A 16198-nucleotide genomic window follows, 5' to 3' on the forward strand; every position below is an offset into this window, starting at 1 on the left:
CTGTAGTAACATTAAGCCACCACGCAACCGCCGGATACGCCGATGCACCATCTGATGTTAGACATTGAAACCCTGGATATAAAACCCAGCGCCGTCATTCTGGTGGTGGCGGCGGTGTTTTTCGATCCCCGAACCGGGGAGCTGGGCGCCGAATTCGAAGCCGCCGTCAGCAGCCAGAAAGACCAGCCGGGCCGTACCATTAGCCTGGATACGGTCGCCTGGTGGGCGAAACAGTCCGATGAGGCCCGCAAACAGGCCTTCAGCGGCACCGAGAGCCTGAAACGCGTGCTGAGCAGCCTCAGCCGCTTTATCCATATGAACAGCACCGACACGGTGAAAGTCTGGGGCAACGGCAAAGAGTTCGACTGCGCGATCCTCGAACACGCCTTCCAGCAATTAGAAATGCCCTGCCCGTGGAAATTCTGGGATACCCAGGACGTGCGCACGGTGATCACGCTGGCGGAACTGCACGGCTTTAACCCGAAAAAAGCCCGCCCGTTCGAAGGTATGCCGCATCGCGCGCTGGATGATGCTCGCCACCAGGCCCGTTATGTGGCCGATACCGTCTCGGCGCTCTATTACCGCCAAGGGGCGCAGCGCTGACCCGCTTTGCCCCTTTTCATTTGCCGCCAGAGTCTCTACTCTAGCCCTCTTTGTCACTTGGACATGCCTTTCCTGTTATGCAAAAGTTTCTGTTTATGCTTCTCAGCCTGGTGCTGCTCGGCCCATTAGGCATCGATCTTTACCTGCCGACCATTCCCGCCATTGCCGTCGGCCTGGGCAGCAGCGAAGCGCTGATCCAATCCACCATTTCACTGTTTATTCTGGTGCTTGGCCTCGGCCAGGTCATCGCCGGGCCGCTGGTGGATAACTATGGCCGCAAGCCGGTGGCGCTGGCCGGCATTATCCTCTACATGATCGGCGCCGCGATGGCGGCGCTGGCCACCAGCCCGACGATTTTCATCGCTTCGCGTCTGCTGCAAGGGGTGGCGGTTTGCTGCACCGCCGTCGTCGCCTTCAGCGGCGTGCGCGATCGCCTGAATGGCGACGATGCCGCCCGCGCTTTCGGCTTTCTCAACGGCACGCTGAACATCATCCCTGCGCTGGCGCCGCTGCTCGGCGGCCTGCTCGCCGAAGCCTTCGGCTGGCGCGCCCCCTTCTGGTTCCTGGTCGGCTACGCGCTGCTGGTGTTGGTGCTGATCGCGCTGCGCCTGCCGGAAACTCGCCCTGCCGACACCGTGCCGGTCAAAGGGTTGCCGGTGCGCCAATACGCGCGCATCCTCAGCGATCGCCGTTTCCTCTCCTTTGCGGTGGTGAACTCCGGGGCGATGGGCATGGCGCTGACCTACGTTTCTCTGGCGCCGAACGTGCTGATGGGCACCGCCGGCCTGACCCCGCTGCAATTCTCGCTGGTGTTCGGCGCCAACGGTTTCTGGATCATGCTGGTCAGCTTCTTCGCCAACCGCATCATCCACAAGGTCGGCCGCCCGGTTTGTCTGGCGACCGGCGGCATGTTGATGGGGCTGGGCTGCCTGGGCCTGCTGCTGGGCGTCATGCTACTGCCCGCGACGGCGCAAGCGCACTGGCTGGCGTATATGTTGCCGGTCGCCAGCGCCTGCGCCGGGTTGGCATTCGTGATGGGCCCGGCCACCAGCTACGCGCTGGAGCCGTATTCCAATGAGGCCGGCGTCGCGTCCGCGCTGGTCGGTTTCGTGCAGATGGCGGGCGGTGCCGCGCTGGGTCTGGTGGCGATGGCGTTGCCGCTGCAACCGAAGCTGTCGCTGGCGCTGGTGATGCTGGCGGGCTGCCTGCTGGCGCTGCACGCGCGGCGGCTCAGCAAGCAGATTAAAGGGCAGATCAGAAAAGTCGCCTGAGCCGCGGCTCAGGCTTCAATGGCGACCGGCACCCGTGCCGCTAACGCCGACAGCAGCTCATAGCCCAACGTTCCTGCCGCCGTGGCCACCTCGTCCACCGGCAGGCGTTTCCCCCACAGCTCCACTTCGGCGCCCAGCTCGACTTGCGGACAGGGCGTCAGATCCACCGCCAGCATATCCATCGATACCGTTCCCAGGGTGCGCGTCAGCACGCCGTCAACCCATACCGGCGTGCCGGTCGGCGCATGACGCGGATAGCCGTCGGCGTAACCGCAGGCCACCACGCCAATACGCTGCGCGCCGGCGGCGCTGTAACGGCCGCCGTAACCCACGCGATCGCCAGACTTCAGCTGCTGAATGCCGATGATCTCGCTGCTCAGCGTCATCGCCGGCTGCAACCCCGTCGCCGCAACGTCATTCCAGCACCCGCTCGGCGAAGCGCCATACAGAATGATCCCAGGGCGTACCCAACTGCCGTGGGTCGAAGAATGCCACAGCGTGGCGGCCGAGTTGGCCAGGCAGCGCGGCAGCGGGATATCGGCAGCGGCAGCCTCGATGGTAGCCATCTGCTGGGTCACGCCTTCCGGGCCGTCGGCGGTGGCGAAATGGCTCATCAGCGTAAGCTCGCCGATGTTGGCAATCGCCTGCGCCCTGCGCCACACCTCGTGCAGCCGCTCGGGTGCGAACCCCAGCCGATTCATGCCGCTGTTCACTTTCAGATAGACATTGAGCGGCGCGCTCAGCGTGGCATCGGCGATCGCCGCCAGCTGCCAGTCGCTGTGCACCGCCGTCGTCAGGCGATAACGGTCGAGCAACGCCAAATCCTGCGGCTGGAAGAAACCTTCCAGCAGAAGAATCGGCCCTTGCCAACCCGACTCACGCAGCAGCACCGCTTCGGCCAGATCCAGCATGGCGAAGCCGTCGGTTTGCGCCATGCTGCGCCAAACGTGTTTGATGCCGTGGCCATAGGCGTTGGCCTTGACCACCGCCCAGACTTTGGCGCCGGGGGCGAAACGGCGCACCACCTGCAGGTTATTTTCAATTGCGCCAAGATGCATCGTGGCGGTTATCGGACGGGGCATCGCTTCTCCTTGGGGCAGCGTACAGCGGCCACGCGCGCCTGCGCGTGGCCGGGAAAGTCTATGACAGCGTCGACGATTAACGCGCGGGATGCACGTCGTTCAGCGGAACCGCGTGTTGCTGGCGAAACCCGGCGCTGTAACGCGCCACCGCCAGATCATCGGAAGGGATCGCCGGCGTAATGCCGGACATCAGATCGGACAACAACTGCCCGGAACCGCAGGCCATCGTCCAGCCCAACGTACCATGCCCGGTATTGAGATACAGGTTCTTCAGCGAAGTGCGGCCGACAATGGGCGTACCGTCCGGCGTCATCGGCCGCAGGCCGGTCCAGAACGTCGCGTCTTCCACTCTGCCGCCGTTCGGGTAGAGATCGCGCACCACCATCTCCAGCGTTTCGCGCCGTTTTTGCTCCAACTGCGTATTGAAACCGACGATCTCCGCCATGCCGCCGACGCGGATGCGCTGATCGAAACGGGTGATGGCGATTTTGTACGTCTCGTCCAACACCGTGGAGAACGGCGCCGCCGCTTCATCGGTGATAGGAATGGTCAGCGAATAGCCCTTCAGCGGATAAACCGGGATAGAAACCAGGCCGCGCAGGAGCGCCGTGGAATACGAACCGAACGCCACCACGTAGCTGTCGGCTTTAAACACGTCCTCGCCGCACTGCACGCCGGCGATCTTGTCGCCCTCCACCAGCAGGCGGTCAACGCTGCGGTTGAACAGGAAGGTTACGCCCGCCTGCTGCGCCATTTTCGCCAGCTGCTGCGTAAACAGCTGGCAATCGCCGGTTTCGTCGTTCGGCAGCTGCAGGCCGCCGGTCAGCTTGTGCGCCACCTGCGCCAGCGCTGGCTCGACGCTGCCGAGTTGGCCGGCTTCCAGCAATCTGTAAGGCACACCGGCATCTTCCAATACCGCAATGTCTTTCGCTGCGTTTTCGAACTGTTGTTGGGTGCGGAACAGCTGCAGCGTGCCGCCCTGGCGACCTTCGTACTGGATGCCGGTCTCCTGACGCAGCGCCTTGATACAGTCGCGGCTGTATTCCGCCAGGCGCACCATGCGGCCTTTGTTGGTCATGTAGTGTTCGGTGTTGCAGTTTTTCAACATCTGCCACATCCAGCTCAGCTGGAAGCTGCTGCCGTCGAGGCGGATCGCCAACGGCGCATGGCGCTGGAACATCCACTTGATGGCCTTCAGCGGCACGCCCGGTGCCGCCCAGGGTGCGGCATAACCCGGTGAAATCTGCCCGGCGTTCGCCGCGCTGGTTTCCAGTGCCGGACCTGGCTGACGATCGATCACCGTCACCTCATGCCCCGCCTTCGCCAAATACCAGGCACTGGCTACGCCCACCACTCCACTACCTAAAATTACCACTCGCATCGCTGACTCCAGCCCAAGGCCTCACAAAGCATAATCTTCTGCTCACAGGAAATTAACTCAGTGAAAAAATCCGTCCAACAACTTCGTCATCAAACGTGACAATATTCACAATTAATTTATCGTCGATGAGCCGAGCATTTGCAATAGCCGCTCGTAAATAGCGATAAGATGCGGTTTAGAAGGGATTATAGCGTCAGACCGCTGCTGAATCGATAGCAATGCTATCAATGACAGCAGTCAAAAAAGGCGTAATAAGCAACATTGATTTAACAGAATATAAAAACATCAGCCAACACATAGACAGAATAAAAAACCGATAAAATAAAAAATACCAACATAACAGACAAAATGAATCCCCTCTCCCCGCAGCAGAAAAAACGCGTAAAATTTCGGCAAAAAATTAACCTTGTTTTCACTACTGGATTAAAACAGCCGAGCCCTTAGCCCCGCCCGTTTAGGTTGAACGCGGCAGCACGATATGAACGTTGAAGCCAGAAGCAGATCCTAAAGTTCACATTGTCGCTTTTCTGGAGAACCCCTTATGTTCATCGCCATCTACCGGTTCTCAGTCAAAACCGGGCACGAACACGCCTTTCGCCTTGCCTGGCTTGAGTTGACCCAAGGGATCTATCTGCAGCGCGGCAGCCTCGGCTCGCGCCTGCATCGAGATATGAGCGGGAAGTTTATCGGCTATGCGCAATGGCCAAGCCGAGCTGCATGGGAAAACGCCGGTGATATTCAGTTGGATGAACGCTACCGGCAAGCCCGGGAGCGAATGCGGGCGACCCTGTTGGCGGATGAAACATTATTTGAAATGGCAGTGACGGACGATTACCTGCAAATCAGACCGTTTGACTGAGCACAAGCCCACATAAGCGGGCTTGTGGTGACGGGAGCGAGTGGCATCAATGATGCAGCATCTCGTCCACGACTTCTTTAGTCTGCAGTTGGAATGGGTAATAAGTCGGCCAGTTGTCCATTTCTTTCAGCAACGCTTCCTGCGACGTGTTGCCCATAAAGATATGGAAATGTGCCGATTTGCGCGGGCCGATAATATGATCGCTGAACTGCACGAATTTCGGCGCCAGGCTGCCGGCATCCTGGCATTCGAACAGATAACGCACGCCCTTCTTACCAGAGACATACGTCAGGATCTTATGCCCGGCGTACTTATACTGACAGGCGCTGGATTGGTCGCCGCGATGAAACTCCATGACGCCGTTTTCAATGCCGATGGTATCCACATCGGTAGCATACCCTTTTCGGTAATACGCTTTTACTTCCGCGAAGGTCTTGCTCTTATCCTTTGCCGCTTTCTTCTTGAACACCGGGTCAAGATCCCCATTGAGCAGATAAGGATACACGGATTGCCAGACGCCCTCCCAATCCGCCAGATTGCGATCTTTGACGTCCTTATCGTCGAACACGCCCGCCTCCGCTTTTTTTTCCACCTCCGTCAGCGGCTTGCCATGTGAATGATGCCCGTGGGCAAACGCCTGCCCGCTGATAAACAGTGCGGCCAGCGCCACCGCCAGTTTGCCAAAATGCCTCGCCAAAATGCGCTCCTTGTCCGTTATTGAGAAAAATTAAAAGTTACAATATAACATAACATTTTTCAATCCCTGTCGCGCAGCAGGCAGTGTGTTGCGCGCCCTTGCCGCAGGGCTATACTCGGAGAGGGAGCCAGGTGCTGAGGCGCTTTCTGCCGGGACGGGCGTCAAATTGACCGCCGCTCGCTCCCTTGCGTACCGGCATTTTTATTTCACTGATTTGCAATGGTTAATTATGACTTGAACTATGCTTGATACAGGGTCTGCCGTTCGAGCAAGACCCGTGAATAATGAGGGTGCGCTGATGACTACTTCAACACATGAAAAGGTCAAGGATGACAAACGTCTGAGCGATGGACCGGACTGGACGTTCGAACTGCTGCAGGTGTATTTGGAGCAGATTGACCGCGTCGCCAAGCATTACCGGCTCGACACCTACCCCCATCAGATCGAGGTGATCACCTCCGAGCAGATGATGGACGCCTATTCGAGCGTCGGCATGCCGATCAACTATACCCATTGGTCCTTCGGCAAGAAATTCATCGAAACCGAACAGCGCTACAAACAGGGCCAGCAAGGGCTGGCGTATGAAATCGTCATCAACTCCAATCCCTGCATCGCCTACCTGATGGAGGAGAACACCATCACCATGCAGGCGCTGGTGATGGCGCACGCCTGCTATGGCCACAACTCGTTCTTCAAGAATAACTATCTGTTCCGCAGTTGGACCGACGCCAGCTCCATCGTCGATTATCTGCTGTTCGCCCGCCACTACATCAGCCAGTGCGAAGAACGCTACGGCGTCGATGAAGTGGAGCGGCTGCTGGACTCCTGCCACGCGCTGATGAACTACGGGGTCGACAGGTACAAACGCCCGCAGAAAATCTCACTGGTGGAAGAGAAAGCACGCCAGAAAAGCCGCGAAGAGTATCTGCAAAGCCAGGTGAACACGCTGTGGAAGACCCTGCCACGCGTCGAACGTGAAGAGTCGCCGGAGCAGGCGCGCCGCTATCCGAGCGAGCCGCAGGAAAACATCCTCTATTTTATCGAGAAAAATGCGCCGCTGCTGGAACCCTGGCAGCGTGAGGTGCTGCGCATCGTGCGCAAAGTCAGCCAGTATTTTTATCCGCAAAAACAGACTCAGGTGATGAACGAGGGCTGGGCCACTTTCTGGCACTACACCATCCTCAACCATTTGTACGACGAGGGCCGTGTGACCGAGCGGTTTATGCTGGAGTTTTTGCACAGCCACACCAACGTGGTGTATCAGCCGCCGTACAACAGCCCGTACTATAACGGCATCAACCCTTATGCGCTGGGCTTCGCCATGTTCCAGGACATCAAGCGAATCTGCCAGTCGCCAACCGAAGAAGACCGCTACTGGTTCCCGGACATCGCCGGCAAAGACTGGCTGGACACCTTGCACTTCGCCATGCGCGACTTCAAGGACGAGAGCTTTATCAGCCAGTTCCTGTCGCCCAAAGTGATGCGCGATTTCCGGTTGTTCACCGTGCTGGACGACGATCGCAACAACTATCTGGAAATTGCCGCGATCCACAACGAGGCCGGTTACCGGGCGATCCGCCAGGAGCTGTCGGCGCAATACAACCTGAGCAATCACGAGCCGAACATTCAGATCTGGAACGTGGATCTGCGCGGCGACCGCTCGCTGACGCTGCGCTACATCCCACAGGAACGCGCACCGCTGGATAAGAGCCGCCGCGACGTGTTGAAGCACCTGCATCGCCTGTGGGGCTTCGACGTGATCCTCGAACAGCAAAACGAAGACGGCAGCGTGGAGTTGCTCGATCGCTGCCCGCCGCGGCCGACGCCGCTGTAACCGCCACAACGACGAAGGGCGCCGCATGGCGCCCTTCGTTATTTCATCGACACGCGATTAGCGACGCGCTTCGGTCAGATCGCTCGGCATGGTGCCCTGCATGCTCTGCCAAATCGCCCCGCTGTCTTTACCGTAGTTGCGCACGGTATCCATCACCTGGTCGTACAGCTTCTCATGGCACAGCGTGGACAGCTTGCTGTAGAAGGCCAGCGCCAGCTTGCGCGCTTCCGGGTTGGAGAAGTAGTAACGGCCCACGCGGGTATACAGCCCTTTCAGGCCGTTGAAAATCAGGCCGTAGATCGGGTTGCCGGAAGCGAACGCCAAACCGCGGAAGATCTCGTAATCGAGCAGATTGAAAGCGTCCGCCTGATCTTCCACCTCGGCGGCTTTCGCCAGCACTTCCTGCGCCTGCTCAGGATGATTGCGCACCGCGGCGCGAATAAAGATCGACGCGATATTGGTGCGCACGGACAGCAGGTTATCGATCAGCTGCGGGACGCTTTTGTGATCGAGACGGGCTACGGTCTCAAGGATATTGAGGCCGGACGTTTCCCAGAAATTGTTCACTTTGGTCGGTTTGCCATGCTGAATGGTCAACCAGCCATCGCGGGCCAGACGTTGCAACACTTCACGTAACGTGGTGCGCGTGACGCCAATCAACTCCGAAAGCTCACGCTCCGCGGGCAAAATAGAGCCAGGGGGGAAGCGATTATTCCAAATACTCTCAATAATGTACTCTTCCGCGAAACCGGCAGGACTCTGCGCCTTTATGACCATGTGTTTGACGTTCCGTTGCGACGATAAAATCAGTAAAAGTAATCAGCTCATCATACCAGATCGCGCTGACATGACATAGCGTGAGCGAAAAACAATAAACGAAAGTGTGCATAACGTGGCAAAAAACGAGCAAAAACACCGGCCGGCAGAAATTTGCCGCCGTAAAACAAGCTCCGGTTGCGCCCGCCCCCGCCGCATTGTTAGGGTACGTGCTACGACTGATTTAAGGATGCATAAAGGACAATGGAAACAACCTTGCGCAGCGCCCTGCTCAAAAATTTTCTGGGGCAATCTCCCGACTGGTACAAACTGACCATTCTCATTTTTCTGGCGATCAACCCCCTGGTGTTCTTTTTCGTCAGCCCGTTTATCGCGGGCTGGCTGCTGGTGGTCGAGTTCATCTTTACCCTGGCGATGGCGCTGAAATGCTATCCGCTGCTGCCGGGCGGCCTGCTGGCGCTGGAGGCGGTGGCCATCGGCATGACCAGCCCGGCGCAGGTTTCGCAGGAAATCGAACATAACCTGGAAGTGCTGCTGCTGCTGATCTTTATGGTGGCCGGCATCTACTTTATGAAGCAGCTGCTGCTGTTCGTGTTCACCAAGCTGCTGCTCAATATCCGTTCGAAAACGCTGCTGTCGCTGGCGTTCTGCCTGGCCGCCGCCTTACTTTCCGCCTTCCTCGACGCGCTGACGGTCGTGGCGGTAGTGATCAGCGTGGCCACCGGCTTTTATTCCATCTATCACAACGTGACCTCGAATCGCCCCGATGGCGACATCGGCGATGACAGCGATTTCGCCGGTGAAGAGCGTAAACAGACGCTGGAGCAATTCCGCGCCTTTCTGCGCAGCCTGCTGATGCACGCCGGCGTCGGCACCGCGCTCGGCGGGGTCATGACCATGGTGGGCGAGCCGCAGAACCTAATCATCGCCAAAAACGCGGGCTGGGGCTTTATCGATTTCTTCCTGCGTATGGCGCCGGTCACGCTGCCGGTGTTGGTGTGCGGCCTGCTGGTTTGTTGGCTGGTAGAACGTTTTCGCCTGTTTGGCTATGGCGCGCAGTTGCCGGAGGCGGTGCGCGACGTGCTGAAAGAGTATGACCGCAAGGCCACCGCGGGCCGCAGCAAGCAAGAACGGCTCAAACTGGTGATGCAGGCGCTGATCGGCGTTTGGCTGGTGCTGGCGCTGGCCTTCCACCTGGCGGAAGTGGGGCTGATCGGCCTGTCGGTGATCGTGCTCGCCACCTCCCTGTGCGGCGTGAACGATGAGCACGCCATCGGCAAAGCGTTCCAGGAAGCGCTGCCGTTCACCGCTCTGCTGACGGTGTTTTTCACCGTGGTCGCGGTGATCATCGAACAGCACCTGTTCAGCCCGGTGATCCAGTTCGTGCTGCGCGCCGAGCCCGCCTCTCAGCTTTCGCTGTTCTATCTGTTCAACGGCCTGCTGTCGTCGGTTTCCGACAACGTGTTCGTCGGCACGGTTTACATCAACGAGGCGCGCACCGCGCTGGAAACCGGCGCTATCGGGCTGAAGCAGTTCGAGCTGCTGGCGGTCGCCATCAATACCGGCACCAACCTGCCATCGGTTGCCACCCCTAACGGGCAGGCGGCGTTTCTGTTCCTGCTGACGTCGGCATTGGCGCCGCTGGTGCGTCTGTCGTATGGCCGCATGGTGTGGATGGCCCTGCCTTATACGGTGGTGCTGACGGTGGTTGGCTTGCTGTGCGTCCAGTTCACGCTGGAACCGGCGACCGAGCTGTTGACGCAGTGGCATTGGCTGACGCTGCCGCCCATCGACGCCGTCGGCCACTGAGACGGTGCCGGCAGGGTGAACCGACTATTTTTACGCTGAATCCAGCCCAGGAGGCTGGCAGCGAGGAGGAATTGGTTTACACTGCCGGTTCAATTGCTTACTGCATGGAAGAATCTAGATATGTTGCAATTCTTTAACCGCTGTTCACAAGGACGCGGCGCCTGGCTGCTAATGGCCCTGACAGCGTTGGTGTTGGAACTGGTCGCGCTCTATTTTCAGCACGTTATGCTGCTGCAGCCGTGCGTGATGTGCATTTATGAGCGTTGTGCGCTGTTCGGCATTCTCGGTGCCTCTCTGGTGGGCGCCATCGCGCCGAAAACCCCGCTGCGCTACGCGGCGATCTTGCTGTGGATCTACAGCGCCTGGGAAGGCCTCCAGCTGGCGTGGAAGCACACCATGATCCAGTTGCACCCTTCGCCGTTCAATACCTGCGACTTCTTCGTGAGCTTCCCTTCGTGGCTGCCGCTGGACAAATGGCTGCCGGCGGTGTTCCACGCTTCCGGCGACTGCTCCGTGCGCCAATGGCAATTCCTGACGCTGGAAATGCCACAGTGGCTGGTCGGCATCTTCGGCGCCTATCTGCTGGTGGCACTGATTGTGCTGATCGCACAATTTGTTCGCCCACGTCGCCGCGATCTGTTCGGCCGCTGATCGGCTGACAAACAAAAACGGCGCCGAAAGGCGCCGTTTTTTTAGGTATTGCTGTCACATTCCGAGATAAAACCCTCTCAGGTATGTGTAAGGAAGTAAACGAGCACGATCAGCGCTCCAGCCACGGCAAACAGACGGACCATTTTCATTGTTATACTCTCGAACTTGCGGGAGAGCGGCCAAATTACCCAACTTATCGTTTGAAAAGAAGCATCCTGGCGCGGTTAAGCGCGTAATTTACATAACATTAAACTTCTGCGACGCCGGCGGGTAAAAACAGGCTGCGCCAGCGCGGCCCTCCCTACCTACAGGCATCAATAAATTACCGTTACTTATGAACGACTGCACCTTTGTCACATTCAGAGCACAATATTTTGGTGAAGTTTACCCATAAAATCCTTATAGTATCGGCAAAGTGAGTACTACCGATTTCCCTGGTGTTGTTGTGTGTCTTGCCCCTCATCTTTGCAGGGGCTTTTTTCCCCCTACCTCCTATTACGCAAGCCCCTATCATCCTTGAATCAAATGTTGAAATTTCCCTCTGTCCGGCCTCGAGCGTCAACGCCATTCGCACGCCAATGATTAAAATCGTTAGCTCAATAATTCAAGAGGGCGGCATGTCTGAACACGCCGCCCTCTTGCATGAAGCCCCATTTTGCCCTGCAGGCGCCCGCCTTTATCTGGCCCAGTCCGGCTTGTTGAGGATATGGTCCTGCCAGTCCACCACTTCGCTCTCGCGCACCGCGATATGCCGCACCGTGATGCGCTCGCCGTGCATCGCCGCCTTGGAGCCGCTCAGCAGCGGATGCCAGGGGAACAGCGGCTTGCCTTCGCCGATCAGGCGATAGGCGCAGGTCGGCGGCAACCAATCGAAGGTGGTGAGGTTCTCGCGCGTCAGTTTGATGCAGTCTTCTTCCAGCTCGAAGCGCCGCTCGTAGTTGCGGCATTGGCAGGATTTGATGTTGAGCTGGTTGCAGGCTACGTTGGTAAAATAAATCTCGTCGGTATCTTCGTCGATCAGCTTATTCAAACAGCATTGCCCGCACCCGTCGCACAGCGATTCCCACTCTTGTTCTGACATTTCCGCCAGCGTTTTCTGTTGCCAAAAAGCGAGTTGTGACATGTTAGCGTCCGGTTTCGGTAAATGGATAAGTCACCTGCGCACAGGTTCGAGGGGGGACTATATAGACATTTTAGCCACAAGATGCAAGCTTTGCCGCCGACGGCGCCGGCGGCAAGAGAGATCAGATCACGCGGGTACTGAGCGTTTTGCCGTTCAGGCTGATTTTCAGCATGTCGCCGGAGGCCATCGGGCCCACGCCCTGCGGCGTGCCGGTCAGAATGATGTCGCCAGCGCGCAGCGTGAAGAAACGGCTCATGTAACTGATAAGCGGCAGGATCGGCGTGATCATGTCACGCGTATTGCCCTGCTGGCGCAGTTGATCGTTAACGGTCAACGACAGCTCGGCGTTTTGCGGATCGCCAAATTCCGCCACCGGGATAAACCCCGACATCGGGCAGGAACCGTCGAAAGCCTTGGCCTTTTCCCACGGCTGACCGGCCTTTTTAAAACCCGCCTGCAGATCGCGCAGCGTCAGATCGAGCGCCACGCCGTAGCCGGCGATCGCCCGCGCAACGCGGTCTTCGTTGGCCTGTTTCAACGGCGTGCCGATCAATACCGCCAGCTCCACCTCATGGTGCATCGCACCGAACTCTTTGGGGATAGCCACCGGCTGACGAATATCGCACAGCGCCGTTTCCGGTTTGATGAACACCACCGGCTCGACGGAAACCGCACTGCCCATTTCCTTGATGTGATCGGCGTAGTTGCTGCCGACACAAACCACCTTGTTCACCGGAAAATCGAGCAGCGAACCCTGCCAGTCTCTATGTTGATACATACCGCTTCTCCCAAACTGTGGAGGCTTGGCGCGCCAAGCCGATTATTGGTGTGCCGGATCAATGCCCGATCGCGTCCGCCATCATACCCACGGCGATGGCGAAATAGTAAGAGCGATTCCAGTGCATGAGGGTGCGGAAATTATCATAGACCAGGAACGTCCGCCCCTGGAGATCATCCGGCGCGATGATCCAACCGCGCTGGACGGCATGCGGCAATGCACTGCCATCCGCACGACGCACCCCGCGCTGTTGCCAGGCGTTGACGCTGCGCGCCTGCGCGTCTTTCAACCCCAGCTCGGATCGCTTGAAACCGGCGGGCAGTTTAACCTCGCGCCCCCAGCCGATACCGGGCTGCCAGCCCTCTTTGGACAAATAACTGGCCGTAGACGCAAAGACGTCATCAATGTTATTCCAGATATCGATGCGCCCGTCACCGTCGCCGTCCGCCGCGTAGCGCAAGAAAGAGCTCGGCATAAACTGGCATTGCCCCATCGCGCCGGCCCAGGAGCCTTTCAGCGGCGTATCGCCGACGTGCCCCTGCTCGACTATCTGCAACGCCGCCATCAGCTCCTGGCTGAAAAAGGCCTCGCGGCGCCCTTCAAACGCCAGCGTCGCCAGCGCGGACACCACGTCTTCCCGCCCCTGAATCTTGCCGTAGGCGCTCTCCATGCCCCACAGCGCAATGATATAGCGCCCCGGCACCCGGTAGCGCTCGCTGGCGCGCGCCCATTGCGCCTGGCGCTGCCGATACAGTTCGCGCCCTTGACGCATCTTGACGGGCGACATCACCCGCCGCAGGTAGTCGTCCAGGGTAATTTTCTGCTCCGGCTGATTGCGATCGGCCTTGATCACCCGATCGACGAAATGGATTTGCGCAAAAGCGCGGTCAAGGGTGCCCTGGCTGATGCCCTGTTCCCGCGCCCGGCGCTTGAGCTGCTCGACATACGCCGGGAACTGCGCCGGATCGCGGCCGCTCGCCGCCAGCGTCGTCTCCTGAGCCGCCTGCGGCGCGCCGGGCATCAGCACACCGCCCAGCGCCAGCCAAGCGGCCAATACGGTTCTTCTCGCCGAACGTGTCATCGCGCCTCCCTTGGCCGTGGCGACTGTTTCAGGCCTTGTCGCCCGCCAGATGCTGATTGAGCAGGTTTTCAACCGGCGGCGGGAACTGCAGGTAATAGCCTTCGTCTTTCAACGCCTGCTTCACCTTTTCGATATCCGCCGAGGCCAATTTCTTGCGCTCATCGAGCGAAAGCATCATGGCGAATTGCGGCACGCCGAAACTTTTCATCAGATCCTCTGGCACACGAGAGAAATCGTCTTTTTTTTCGACATAAAGATAAGTTTGATCGCGTTTCGGGCTTCTATAGATCACACAAAGCATTTTTTTAACTCTATTTAATTGAGGGAGCGTCTTGCCTGGATATAACTCTGACTATAACATGCTTATAGTACATCGGAATATCGCACCCCGAGTGGTATTCCGGGGATTTAAAGTTGCTGAGACTGAGTCAGGATAGATGTCACAATCGCCAATTGAGCTAAAAGGCAGCAGTTTTACCCTATCGGTTGTTCATTTGCATAATTCGCAGCCCGAGGTAATACGTCAGGCGTTACAGGAAAAAGTTGAGCAAGCGCCCGCTTTTCTGAAAAACGCCCCTGTTGTTATCAACGTCGCAACGCTGGAAGGCGATGCGAACTGGAAAGAACTTCAACAGGCTGTCGCGGCAGCAGGTCTGCGCGTTGTGGGTATCAGCGGTTGCAGAGATGAGCGTCAAAAGCGCGCGATAGCCCGCGCCGGGCTGCCGCTGCTGAGCGAAGGCAAAGGCCAGAAAATGGCGGCGCCGGAGCCTGCACCTGCGCCCGTGGTGGCGGATAACGCCCCCGCCAAAACGCGCATCATCAGCACGCCTGTCCGTTCCGGCCAACAGATTTACGCCCGCAACTGCGATCTTATCGTGACCAGCAGCGTCAGCGCCGGCGCCGAACTGATTGCCGACGGCAACATTCATGTCTACGGCATGATGCGCGGTCGCGCACTGGCAGGCGCGTCAGGCGACACGCAATGTCAGATTTTTTGCACCCACCTGGCGGCTGAGCTAGTCTCTATCGCAGGGCAGTACTGGTTGAGCGACCAAATCCCGTCCGATTACGTCGGGCAGGCCGTACGACTCAGCCTGTTGGATAACGCTTTAACCATACAACCTTTAAATTAAGCCCTTTTGACAAGGAATCCATTTCATGGCACGCATTATTGTTGTTACATCGGGTAAAGGGGGCGTTGGCAAGACCACTTCGAGCGCGGCCATCGCTACCGGCCTGGCCCAGAAAGGCAAGAAAACCGTCGTGATCGATTTCGATATCGGCCTGCGTAATCTTGACCTGATCATGGGCTGCGAACGTCGGGTAGTGTATGATTTCGTGAACGTGATTCAGGGCGATGCCACGCTGAATCAGGCGTTAATCAAAGACAAACGCACTGAAAACCTCTATATCCTGCCTGCTTCGCAGACGCGCGACAAAGACGCGTTGACCCGCGAAGGCGTTGAAAAAATTCTCAACGATCTCGGCGAGATGGATTTTGACTTCGTGGTGTGCGATTCACCGGCCGGTATCGAAACCGGTGCGCTGATGGCGCTGTATTTCGCCGACGAAGCTATCATCACCACCAACCCGGAAGTATCTTCGGTACGCGACTCCGACCGTATCCTGGGCATCCTCTCCTCCAAGTCACGCCGCGCCGAGAAAGGCGAGTCACCCATCAAGGAACACCTGCTGCTGACCCGTTACAACCCGGGCCGCGTCAGCCGTGGCGACATGCTGAGCATGGAAGACGTGCTGGAAATCCTGCGCATTCCACTGGTGGGTGTAATCCCGGAAGACCAGTCCGTGCTGCGCGCTTCCAACCAGGGTGAGCCTGTCATTCTGGATGCCGAGTCAGACGCCGGTAAGGCGTACGACGATACCGTTTGCCGCTTGTTGGGGGAAGAACGCCCATTCCGCTTCATTGAAGAAGAGAAGAAGGGTTTCCTGAAACGCCTTTTTGGGGGATAAACCATGGCCTTATTAGACTTCTTTCTGTCCCGCAAAAAACAGACAGCCAATATAGCCAAGGAACGGCTGCAGATTATCGTCGCAGAGCGTCGTCGCGGGGACAGTGAGCCCCCGTATCTGCCTGATCTGAAACGCGATATTCTGGCGGTTATTTGCAAATACATTCAGATCGATCCTGAAATGCTGCACGTGCAGTTCGAGCAGAAAGGGGACGATATTTCGGTACTTGAACTTAACGTGACATTACCGGAATCGGAAGAAGCAGCTAAATGATTGCGACG

The 16198-nt window shown here is 58.0% G+C and carries 17 protein-coding genes; 9 read left to right on the forward strand and 8 right to left on the reverse strand.

Translation table 11 applies throughout. The features are described 5' to 3' along the window. Positions 1–42: 42 nt before the first annotated feature. Entirely contained in the window at positions 43–603 is a 561-nt protein-coding gene (locus ACJ8HH_RS09305) for a 3'-5' exonuclease (protein WP_033634819.1), read from the forward strand. Between the two features lie 77 nt (positions 604–680). Further along, a complete protein-coding gene (locus ACJ8HH_RS09310) occupies positions 681–1874 on the forward strand; it encodes a multidrug effflux MFS transporter (protein WP_033647617.1) in 1194 nt (397 codons plus the stop codon). Positions 1875–1882: 8 nt separating this feature from the next. Here ACJ8HH_RS09310 and dadX read toward each other — a convergent pair whose 3' ends face one another. Both dadX and ACJ8HH_RS09320 read right to left on the reverse strand, forming a co-directional pair. After that, a complete protein-coding gene (gene dadX, locus ACJ8HH_RS09315) occupies positions 1883–2956 on the reverse strand; it encodes a catabolic alanine racemase DadX (protein ID WP_033647619.1) in 1074 nt (357 codons plus the stop codon). Positions 2957–3032: 76 nt separating this feature from the next. Beyond that, on the reverse strand, positions 3033–4337 hold the full coding sequence (locus ACJ8HH_RS09320; protein ID WP_033647620.1) for a D-amino acid dehydrogenase: 1305 nt from the start codon (positions 4335–4337) through the stop codon (positions 3033–3035). 541 nt (positions 4338–4878) lie between these two features. Between ACJ8HH_RS09320 and ACJ8HH_RS09325 the strand changes: the two genes are divergently transcribed. Further along, positions 4879–5196, forward strand: coding sequence for an antibiotic biosynthesis monooxygenase family protein (locus ACJ8HH_RS09325; RefSeq protein ID WP_060418882.1), 318 nt, complete (start codon positions 4879–4881; stop codon positions 5194–5196). 46 nt (positions 5197–5242) lie between these two features. On the opposite strand, the gene zinT is transcribed toward ACJ8HH_RS09325, so the two are convergent. Continuing rightward, positions 5243–5893, reverse strand: coding sequence for a metal-binding protein ZinT (gene zinT, locus ACJ8HH_RS09330; RefSeq protein WP_033647622.1), 651 nt, complete (start codon positions 5891–5893; stop codon positions 5243–5245). 298 nt (positions 5894–6191) lie between these two features. Between zinT and ACJ8HH_RS09335 the strand changes: the two genes are divergently transcribed. Further along, entirely contained in the window at positions 6192–7727 is a 1536-nt protein-coding gene (locus ACJ8HH_RS09335; RefSeq protein WP_004932268.1) for a SpoVR family protein, read from the forward strand. Between the two features lie 57 nt (positions 7728–7784). Here the strand turns inward: ACJ8HH_RS09335 and fadR are convergent, their stop codons facing one another. Next, on the reverse strand, positions 7785–8504 hold the full coding sequence (gene fadR / locus ACJ8HH_RS09340; protein ID WP_033634827.1) for a fatty acid metabolism transcriptional regulator FadR: 720 nt from the start codon (positions 8502–8504) through the stop codon (positions 7785–7787). A gap of 243 nt (positions 8505–8747) precedes the next feature. Here fadR and nhaB point away from each other — a divergent pair, with 243 nt between their 5' ends. Both nhaB and dsbB read left to right on the forward strand, forming a co-directional pair. Further along, positions 8748–10313, forward strand: a complete 1566-nt coding sequence (gene nhaB / locus ACJ8HH_RS09345; protein WP_197766221.1) for a sodium/proton antiporter NhaB — start codon at positions 8748–8750, stop codon at positions 10311–10313. 120 nt (positions 10314–10433) lie between these two features. Beyond that, entirely contained in the window at positions 10434–10964 is a 531-nt protein-coding gene (dsbB, locus tag ACJ8HH_RS09350; RefSeq protein WP_033634829.1) for a disulfide bond formation protein DsbB, read from the forward strand. A gap of 676 nt (positions 10965–11640) precedes the next feature. On the opposite strand, the gene ACJ8HH_RS09355 is transcribed toward dsbB, so the two are convergent. The 4 genes from ACJ8HH_RS09355 to ACJ8HH_RS09370 all read right to left on the reverse strand — a co-directional run bounded on the left by ACJ8HH_RS09355 (position 11641) and on the right by ACJ8HH_RS09370 (position 14247). Then, positions 11641–12087, reverse strand: coding sequence for a YcgN family cysteine cluster protein (locus ACJ8HH_RS09355; protein WP_025159803.1), 447 nt, complete (start codon positions 12085–12087; stop codon positions 11641–11643). 121 nt (positions 12088–12208) lie between these two features. Beyond that, positions 12209–12865 carry a fumarylacetoacetate hydrolase family protein gene (locus tag ACJ8HH_RS09360; protein ID WP_442520227.1) on the reverse strand — a complete coding sequence of 219 codons (657 nt, stop codon included), beginning with the start codon at positions 12863–12865 and terminating at the stop codon, positions 12209–12211. Between the two features lie 58 nt (positions 12866–12923). Beyond that, entirely contained in the window at positions 12924–13946 is a 1023-nt protein-coding gene (locus ACJ8HH_RS09365) for a lytic murein transglycosylase (RefSeq protein ID WP_039565772.1), read from the reverse strand. Between the two features lie 28 nt (positions 13947–13974). Further along, complete coding sequence (locus tag ACJ8HH_RS09370; protein WP_033634832.1) at positions 13975–14247, reverse strand: YcgL domain-containing protein; 273 nt, start codon at positions 14245–14247, stop codon at positions 13975–13977. 136 nt (positions 14248–14383) lie between these two features. On the opposite strand from ACJ8HH_RS09370, the gene minC reads away from it, so the two are divergent. From minC to minE, 3 genes are read left to right on the forward strand one after another with little or no spacing between them, the layout of a single operon-like run. Beyond that, positions 14384–15079: a septum site-determining protein MinC gene (gene minC, locus ACJ8HH_RS09375; RefSeq protein WP_025303113.1), complete on the forward strand. Its 696-nt coding sequence runs from the start codon at positions 14384–14386 to the stop codon at positions 15077–15079. A gap of 25 nt (positions 15080–15104) precedes the next feature. Further along, positions 15105–15917, forward strand: a complete 813-nt coding sequence (gene minD, locus ACJ8HH_RS09380; RefSeq protein ID WP_016927452.1) for a septum site-determining protein MinD — start codon at positions 15105–15107, stop codon at positions 15915–15917. 3 nt (positions 15918–15920) lie between these two features. Then, complete coding sequence (gene minE / locus ACJ8HH_RS09385; protein ID WP_004932303.1) at positions 15921–16190, forward strand: cell division topological specificity factor MinE; 270 nt, start codon at positions 15921–15923, stop codon at positions 16188–16190. Positions 16191–16198 lie beyond the last annotated feature (8 nt).

The sequence above is a fragment of the Serratia sp. CY32780 genome (genome assembly GCF_052169135.1).
Lineage (GTDB): Bacteria > Pseudomonadota > Gammaproteobacteria > Enterobacterales > Enterobacteriaceae > Serratia > Serratia sarumanii.

Coding starts and splice junctions, on each gene's coding strand:
- ACJ8HH_RS09305 (WP_033634819.1), top strand. CDS start 43: ATGCACCATCTGATGTTAGACATTGAAACCCTGGATATAAAACCCAGC.
- ACJ8HH_RS09310 (WP_033647617.1), top strand. CDS start 681: ATGCAAAAGTTTCTGTTTATGCTTCTCAGCCTGGTGCTGCTCGGCCCA.
- dadX (WP_033647619.1), bottom strand. CDS start 2,956: ATGCCCCGTCCGATAACCGCCACGATGCATCTTGGCGCAATTGAAAAT.
- ACJ8HH_RS09320 (WP_033647620.1), bottom strand. CDS start 4,337: ATGCGAGTGGTAATTTTAGGTAGTGGAGTGGTGGGCGTAGCCAGTGCC.
- ACJ8HH_RS09325 (WP_060418882.1), top strand. CDS start 4,879: ATGTTCATCGCCATCTACCGGTTCTCAGTCAAAACCGGGCACGAACAC.
- ACJ8HH_RS09335 (WP_004932268.1), top strand. CDS start 6,192: ATGACTACTTCAACACATGAAAAGGTCAAGGATGACAAACGTCTGAGC.
- fadR (WP_033634827.1), bottom strand. CDS start 8,504: ATGGTCATAAAGGCGCAGAGTCCTGCCGGTTTCGCGGAAGAGTACATT.
- nhaB (WP_197766221.1), top strand. CDS start 8,748: ATGGAAACAACCTTGCGCAGCGCCCTGCTCAAAAATTTTCTGGGGCAA.
- dsbB (WP_033634829.1), top strand. CDS start 10,434: ATGTTGCAATTCTTTAACCGCTGTTCACAAGGACGCGGCGCCTGGCTG.
- ACJ8HH_RS09355 (WP_025159803.1), bottom strand. CDS start 12,087: ATGTCACAACTCGCTTTTTGGCAACAGAAAACGCTGGCGGAAATGTCA.
- ACJ8HH_RS09360 (WP_442520227.1), bottom strand. CDS start 12,865: ATGTATCAACATAGAGACTGGCAGGGTTCGCTGCTCGATTTTCCGGTG.
- ACJ8HH_RS09365 (WP_039565772.1), bottom strand. CDS start 13,946: ATGACACGTTCGGCGAGAAGAACCGTATTGGCCGCTTGGCTGGCGCTG.
- ACJ8HH_RS09370 (WP_033634832.1), bottom strand. CDS start 14,247: ATGCTTTGTGTGATCTATAGAAGCCCGAAACGCGATCAAACTTATCTT.
- minC (WP_025303113.1), top strand. CDS start 14,384: ATGTCACAATCGCCAATTGAGCTAAAAGGCAGCAGTTTTACCCTATCG.
- minD (WP_016927452.1), top strand. CDS start 15,105: ATGGCACGCATTATTGTTGTTACATCGGGTAAAGGGGGCGTTGGCAAG.
- minE (WP_004932303.1), top strand. CDS start 15,921: ATGGCCTTATTAGACTTCTTTCTGTCCCGCAAAAAACAGACAGCCAAT.